This window comes from Mycobacterium sp. FW102-FHT13B02 (assembly GCF_058790275.1).
Genome location: NZ_JBYTCM010000048.1, coordinates 1 through 6,717 on the forward strand (window position 1 = coordinate 1; position 6,717 = coordinate 6,717).

The window sequence follows — 6,717 nt, forward strand, 5'->3', positions numbered from 1 at the left end:
CACCCGTCACAACCAGGACAATCGAGCCAGTCGTCCAGGGGCGCAAGTTCTTTCACTAAATGAAACTCGCATGCTTTGTATGCCGATAAGGGTTATTATGTTAAGTAACGCTTAATGCTGTCGATTAGCGGTGCTTGACATGAGTGTGTATGCGGATCATGCTGGGTGCATGGCACCCAGCACGCGCCTGGTGGAATTGGTCGACTGGTACAAGCAATCGCATCCGTCGATCTCCGACGCCGAGATAGCGCGGCGAGCTGGAATGACGCCGGCCAATCTGTCGCAGTGGCGGTCCAACGGACTGCGCGGATTACCCGCCCGAGCCAGGCTGGACGCGTTGGCATCGACGATCGGCCGACCCTATCGCGAGATTCTGGGCGCAGCCCTGGCTGATACCGGTTACGCGGACGTCGGCAGTAGCGTTGTCGACGACGCCCGCACCTACGATGCGATCCTCGACGATGCCGTGCGCGTCCTCACCGAAGCGGCGCGCCTAACCAACCGGCCCGTCCGCCAAAAGTCCGACGGCTCTTGGGAACCCGATCCCCACGCCGATCCCTTGGCGATCGACTGGGGCGCGTTCGTGACCGACGCACTGGCGGGTGCAGCTGCCAACGTCGGCGGCATCGACGCGATTCTGGCTGGCCGCCCGGGCTCCTGGGAGGCCGCCGTGGTGGGTGATGCGCTGCGCGCCGCAGTCGGACACGACGAGTGGGACCTGTGGCGGCATCGCACCGAACCGGTGACCGTTGCGCTGCACCCCGAACGGCTTCTCTTCGACAACGACGCCTCCAGCTGGTTCGACGACATCGACCGTGCAGAAGCCGAGATACAGCGCCGGGAGACGGCAGTCACCGCGCCCGGCGTCATCTACACCTACGGCCGCGAGCTTGACCCACGCACTCTGCAACGGGCCTCAGACGAGGGCATCGAGATCCGGCAAGGCCATCCGCCACCGCTGCCGACCTCCGAGGAAATCGAGGCATGGCAGGCCGCCGAGCGTGAAAACCCCACGCCCGCAACGCCTGAAGATGAGGCCCAAGATGCCGCCCTAGTTGCGCTGCAAGACTTGCGAGACGCCGTAGACGCTCAGGCACGCACCGAACTGATCGCGTATGGCGAGCAGCTCGCCGCCGCCGTGCGGACTGAATTGGCGGCCCTGGACCTGCCCGTTCCGGTGTCGGTGACCGTCGATGTCGACACTCCCTGGAACGAGGCGCCGGAGTCCCCCGTGCTCGATTGGGCGACAGGCGCAATCGAAATTGCCCTCGCCACAGCGATTGTGGCCACCCCTGTCCCCGACGAGCTTCCCGGCACCGTGCTCGAACGGGCGGAAGCAAATCACCGGCAGGGAATCGAACGCAGCGATGACTGACCCCGGCTTGGCCAAACTCTCGGAGGCCTCAGAGGCGTGCGGCATTCCGACCGACGTTCTCAAGATGATGGCTGCAGACGGCCTCCTCCCCCAGGCCGTCCGCGGCAGAGCCGGTCACGTCTACCTCCCCCGCAACGCCATTCCCACGTGGACCGAGTGCGTGGACCTGCTCAGGGAGCAGCGCGACCGGCACCTGCGCCGAGCGGCCTCAGCGCTGCGCCGCCTGGAGACTGAGTTGGAAGCGGTTCGCAACGACATCACCGAGGCCCGCGAGTACCCGCAGCAGACCTTGGGCATCGACCTGATGAGCTTCGGTCACTGGCCCTACGACCGCATGGCGTCGTCTCTGCGCGGACAACCGCTCATCACCGGCGTCCTGGAGCAGTTCACCACCGAACGGATGGCCATCACCCGTTACCACGACGCGTACCTCGACACCTTGACCTTCGAGGGACGGCAACCCCGTGAGGACGGTGATTGAGACGTGCGCCGAGGCAATAACTACAGCGGGGCGCGGTGGGTATTTCGTCCACGGGCGTCGAGTCCGACGCCGTGCACCGCATCGCCGGAGGACCGCCGCCCGCTGTGCTCGTCCTGTGGACGCGGGTACGTCGTTCGTCGCGGCAGGCAGCGCTGTTTCACACTTCCTGGCGAGCCGCGTTGCCAGCCCGCTAACGCTGGGGGTCCAGAATCGTCTGCGCCGCAACGCGTTCAGGCGGTCACGGCCCTTGGCATCGCGTGCCTTGTGATCGCGGCATTGACGTCCTGTGCGCCCTCCGCCCCGCCTGCCGGAGCCACACCCTCCCCCACAACCGCCACCGTGCTGCGGGCTGTGGACGGGGACACCCTCGATGTCCGCGATGACACACGGGGTCGCCTTCGGGTGCGTGTGTTGGGCATCGATGCTCCAGAGCTGCACAAGCGGGGCTGGTCTGTCGGCTGTTGGGCCCACGAGGCGGCGAAGTTCGCGGCCGACACACTGACTGGTCAGCGTGTGGCGCTCGTCGAAGATCCCACGCAGGATTCCCGCGACCGGTACGGACGTAGCTTGTCCTACATCGAACTGGCGGACGGGCGGAACTTCTCGGTGATGGCGGCCGCAGCCGGGATGGCTCGCTCTTACGTGTACGACGACAAGCCGGTGAGCCGCTACGCCGACATAACGGCCGCTGAGCACCAGGCCCACGCCGCCCGCCGTGGACTGTGGGGGCCGCCGTGTGACGGCAACACCCAGTCCACTCCACTTTAGAGGCGCGGCCACGATGCTTGTGCGATTGGCTTTCTCGAACTCCCACCACGTCCGCCTCGGGGCGAGCGCATGACCCACACTCCCACCGTGGCACAGCTGCTGACCCGGATCAGTGAAATCGACCGTCTTCCAGGGGGAGTCATGAAAGATGCGCTTGCAGGTCTCAGCACCGTCGAGCTGCAAGCGTTCGGCATGTGGCTCGCGCTACGGCGGGGACACGCTTCCAAGCCCGTTGAAAAGCTCACCAGCGACGCGCTGGCCGTTCTGCTGGCCTGCGGCGCCGCGACCCAGTACGACTTCGACACCGGTTCTGAGCGCATCGTGATCATCGGCTCGGAAGCGGTGTGGAAGATCGCGATCAATCCTGGCGGCGACATCACGTCCGACCGTGAGGCCGCAGCGACGATACCGGCACCCGTTGCGCCGGCCCGGTGGACGCACGTTGCGGGCGTGCGCGTCCTGGAGATGGAGCGCGTCGCGGTCGTCGACCCTGACGATCTGACCGACGCGGAGCTGCTCGCCAACCCCTGGTGGACCGACGTCGACGGCTGGCAGCTCGGGCGCCGACACACAGGGCAGTTGGTGGTGTTCGACGCCGGCAAGTTCAGTCCTGCCCATCGCGCTTATCTTCCGGACCGCTACCGCCAGCGCATCTCGTCCACGGCGAGCGGATGGCCATGAGCACGCCCGAACGCGGCATGGTTCGCAGACGGGATCTCGTCGATGCGATGCGAGATCCAGACTGGTGGGACGACCCTACTCAGCTCAATGTCCGCCTGTGTGACTTGATCCCGGACTTCGACACCATCGGGCCGTTCACGATTCCGTACACGCGCTTGCCTCGGCGACTGGGAACTTACGCCGAGCAGTTCCCTCGTTGGGCCGACGTTGCCGACCAAACCCCCGAGACGCTGCTGCGGCGTCCCAAGTTGGGTGAGGCGGCCGTGCGCGCACTGATCGAGGCCGCAGAACACGCAGTCCAGGTTCGCCGCGAAACAATTGCCGCCGGCCGGGTCGGCGCCGACGCCGCGGTGACCCGCCTCGTCGGGGAACTCGACGACTTCGACCGCGAGATTCTTTCTGGCCAGGTGTGGGCGTCAGAGCCGGTCCCCCAGCGCGTCCTAGCCGAGCGTCTCGGCGTCAACCCGGTCTCGGTCAGCCGCAACCTCCCGCGGGCCCGAGCACGGTTCGCCGAACTGCTCAGCGACCCAGCCCACCATGAAGTCGGCGAGCACGCCGAATGCGTCCGGCAACGCCTGGGCCCGTACGTTCCCGCGGACGTCGCCGAACTGGACCTGCTCCGGCTGAACATAGACCCCGCCAGCCAGACCGCCGCGGTGCTGCTGAACATCGCCGGCCCTTACGTCAGCCGCGACGGGTGGATGGACGCTGGTGGGTCTCATTCACAAGTGCTGGCCGCGGTGACGGCGGTGTTCGACGACCAGGGCGCACCTACCACCGACACCTTGCTCGATGCGCTGAGAGGCCTGGGGCTGTCGACCGGAGTGGCGCTGATTTTCTTGGAGACCCAGCCGAAACTGCGCCGGTTCGGCGACTCCTGGGTGCGGTGGGCGGGCGATACCACCCTGCACATGGTTGAAGCCGCGCTTCATCTCCTGCGCGCTCCGGCCACCGCCGAGGCCATCCACGCCGTGATCGAACGGCCCGACTCCACGGGAGTCACTGTGGATCGGATCAAAGCCGTTCTCTCACAGAAGGATAAGTTCATACGCACCAGCCGAACTACGTGGGGACTACGACGATGGGGCGGCAGCGAGTACGTCAACATCGCCCACGCGATCGGCGAATGCATCGACACGGCTGGCGGAAAAGTCTCCGTGGCAACGGTGTTCAGTGACCTTCGTGCACGGTATCCCGATGTCAGCGAATCCTCGATTCGCACCTACCTCGGCACCCTGGCGTTCGTCCAGCGAAAGGGGGAGGTCCGGCGGCGCACCAAGGCCGACGCGTGGCCGGCATTGCCTCCGCTGAACAGCATCCGCGGCGTCTTCCGCAACGGGTCCAACGAAATTCGGGTGGCGCACCTGGTCACCACGGAGCTCCTGCGCGGATCGGGCCAGGTCCTTCACGTGTCGGTCGCCGATGCGGTCGGTGTCCGCCCCGGCGAACGACGAACGTTCACCAGTTCGCACGGCCCGGTCTCGGTGTACTGGAAGCTCGCATCGACCGGCGGTGCCGCCATCGGCTCCCTGCGCGCTCACGCCCTGGCCGCCGGGGCCACGGAGGGTGACACCCTGGTGCTGGCGTTCAAGCTCGACGACGCGACCCTGAAGGCGGTCCGGATCGGAGCCGGCGACACCGCAGCGACCCGCTTACGCAACCTGGTCGGACGCACGGTTGCCTCGCCGCGCGCAGCGCTCGCGACGGCCTTGACGTGTCGGCCCGAGGATGTCGGCGCCCAGCTCCTCGCTCGCGGCGAAGGCGCGCTAGCCGATCTTCTCGACGCGTTGTAAGCACGACGTCGAGCCGACCGGCTACGCGGACGACCCGTCCTCGACGGGGCTGACATCGCCGGCGGGAAGCCACAACGTGGCGGCGGCGCGTGAGCGCCGGTTCGCGCTGGACAGCTCAAGCTCGACCACGGCGACCCAGCCTCCGTCGCTGCGTCTCAGCCAGGCGATGAGGTGACCGCGCATGCGCGGTTCGACAAGAAGGCCGCCACTACGGACGAACAGCGGTACCTCGTCCATCCGTGCCCCGCTCCCCGGTAAGGGGCGGGCTGTGTGCACCCACACTGGCCGCGACACCGAGAACAGCGTCGGATACTCCGAGGAGCGCTGCCAGTCATCGAACACATGTGCGATTATGCGCCTTCTCTGCGGGAGAGTCAGCGCACATGGTGGCGAGCGCGCGAGCTGTGCCCTTATCGTCGGTGTCGTGGGGTTCTGGCAACAGCAGGTCAATGACTTGATGACGGGCATCGGCGGGTTGGGCGGGTTCGACCCGCCGTTGGACTCGCCGACCCCTGACCCCACGTTGCCGCCGTATCCGGCCCCGACGTACCAGCCTCAGATCCCCGGCCCCGATGGTGTCGCCCCGCAGGTGCCGCAGTACCCGCCCTACATCCCCGAGCAGCAGATGCCCACCTCGTCGGGGATGCCGCGTTCCACCCTCGACGGCATTCACGACGACGGCGGCGTGATCCTCAAGAAACCGGGTGAACTCGGACCGCCGAGTTACCCGATGGGTCCGCGCTACACCGAGTCCCCCGATGGGTCCGGGGTGTGGGTGCCCGATCACCGCCCGCTGCCGCCGGGGTCGGTCCGCCCGGCAGGCTGGGACGGGAAGGGCGCTGATCAGGCCGACACCGCCGCCGCCGCACTGCGCAAGACGCACGACGCACTGAACGACGCCGATCAGGGGTTGGCGCGGCACATCATCGATGCGCACGCTGCCGACGCGCAGACCAAGACGCAGCTGCAGCGCATCCAGCAGGAGATCCAGCAGGGCGTCACCGCCATGCAGCCGACCCTGGGTACCGCCGCGGGCCGCGAGCAGCTCGCGGAGTTCTTGGACCGCAAGGCATCCGAGGCCAAGCAGGTTTCCAGCAACGCTCAGGAGAAGGCGACACGGCTCGCGGCGGGCTTCCAGACTGTGGGCCACCAGTTCGAGGCGGCCGGTGGACCCAACTGGGGAGAACCGTGGACCGACGACGAAGACGATTGGTGGGAGCCCATCGATCCCGGCGGTGCGGCAGCGGGGCCGGGCGCCGGGCCCGCGATACCCCCGAGCATTCTCTAGCACCGCACCGCGGTATCGCCGAGCCCGCTAGCCGGCGGCCCACGCGTCGTACCCGGTCCGCAGCCGTCCTGGGTCGCGGCGCTTGAGGGCCAACTTCAGCCGGATAAGGGGTCCGGTGAAGTCCCGGTCGTCGGTGGTCTGCACGGTGAAGCACACGGCCAGCGGGTCGCCCGGCTCGCGGAGGTACGCCCGAAACGCCCACCGCGACGGATAGGCCAGGCGCAGTGCCTCCCCCAGATACCAGCCGGCGCCTTGATAGCGTCCCGGGGAGTGGTGGACTTCGGATCTGGCGTGGTTCACGCGTTGTGATCAACGAGTCATGGTGAACGCT

General features: G+C 67.2%; 8 protein-coding genes. 6 read left to right on the plus strand and 2 right to left on the minus strand.

Translation table 11 applies throughout. The features are described 5' to 3' along the window. The first annotated feature begins 169 nt into the window (after window positions 1-169). From AC3WTE_RS32200 to AC3WTE_RS32220, 5 genes are all read left to right on the plus strand, one after another. A complete protein-coding gene (locus AC3WTE_RS32200) occupies window positions 170-1,375 on the plus strand; it encodes a helix-turn-helix domain-containing protein (protein WP_492443677.1) in 1,206 nt (401 codons plus the stop codon). Continuing rightward, window positions 1,368-1,856 carry a DNA-binding protein gene (locus AC3WTE_RS32205; RefSeq protein WP_492443678.1) on the plus strand — a complete coding sequence of 163 codons (489 nt, stop codon included), beginning with the start codon at window positions 1,368-1,370 and terminating at the stop codon, window positions 1,854-1,856. The genes AC3WTE_RS32200 and AC3WTE_RS32205 overlap by 8 nt, the downstream gene beginning before the upstream one ends. 339 nt (window positions 1,857-2,195) lie before the next feature. Beyond that, entirely contained in the window at window positions 2,196-2,624 is a 429-nt protein-coding gene (locus AC3WTE_RS32210) for a thermonuclease family protein (protein ID WP_492443680.1), read from the plus strand. Window positions 2,625-2,693: 69 nt separating this feature from the next. Further along, window positions 2,694-3,305: a hypothetical protein gene (locus AC3WTE_RS32215; RefSeq protein WP_492443681.1), complete on the plus strand. Its 612-nt coding sequence runs from the start codon at window positions 2,694-2,696 to the stop codon at window positions 3,303-3,305. Continuing rightward, a complete protein-coding gene (locus AC3WTE_RS32220) occupies window positions 3,302-5,098 on the plus strand; it encodes a hypothetical protein (protein ID WP_492443682.1) in 1,797 nt (598 codons plus the stop codon). Before AC3WTE_RS32215 ends, AC3WTE_RS32220 begins: the two co-directional genes overlap by 4 nt. Window positions 5,099-5,119: 21 nt before the next feature. Here the strand turns inward: AC3WTE_RS32220 and AC3WTE_RS32225 are convergent, their stop codons facing one another. Then, complete coding sequence (locus AC3WTE_RS32225; protein WP_492443684.1) at window positions 5,120-5,440, minus strand: hypothetical protein; 321 nt, start codon at window positions 5,438-5,440, stop codon at window positions 5,120-5,122. Between the two features lie 82 nt (window positions 5,441-5,522). On the opposite strand from AC3WTE_RS32225, the gene AC3WTE_RS32230 reads away from it, so the two are divergent. Continuing rightward, window positions 5,523-6,386: a DUF4226 domain-containing protein gene (locus AC3WTE_RS32230; protein WP_492443685.1), complete on the plus strand. Its 864-nt coding sequence runs from the start codon at window positions 5,523-5,525 to the stop codon at window positions 6,384-6,386. Between the two features lie 27 nt (window positions 6,387-6,413). Here AC3WTE_RS32230 and AC3WTE_RS32235 read toward each other — a convergent pair whose 3' ends face one another. Further along, a complete protein-coding gene (locus AC3WTE_RS32235) occupies window positions 6,414-6,686 on the minus strand; it encodes a hypothetical protein (RefSeq protein WP_492443687.1) in 273 nt (90 codons plus the stop codon). Window positions 6,687-6,717: the final 31 nt, after the last annotated feature.

Bases quoted from the DNA above. Each gene is read 5' to 3' on its own strand.
- AC3WTE_RS32200 (WP_492443677.1), top strand. From the start codon at position 170: ATGGCACCCAGCACGCGCCTGGTGGAATTGGTCGACTGGTACAAGCAA.
- AC3WTE_RS32205 (WP_492443678.1), top strand. From the start codon at position 1,368: ATGACTGACCCCGGCTTGGCCAAACTCTCGGAGGCCTCAGAGGCGTGC.
- AC3WTE_RS32215 (WP_492443681.1), top strand. From the start codon at position 2,694: ATGACCCACACTCCCACCGTGGCACAGCTGCTGACCCGGATCAGTGAA.
- AC3WTE_RS32220 (WP_492443682.1), top strand. From the start codon at position 3,302: ATGAGCACGCCCGAACGCGGCATGGTTCGCAGACGGGATCTCGTCGAT.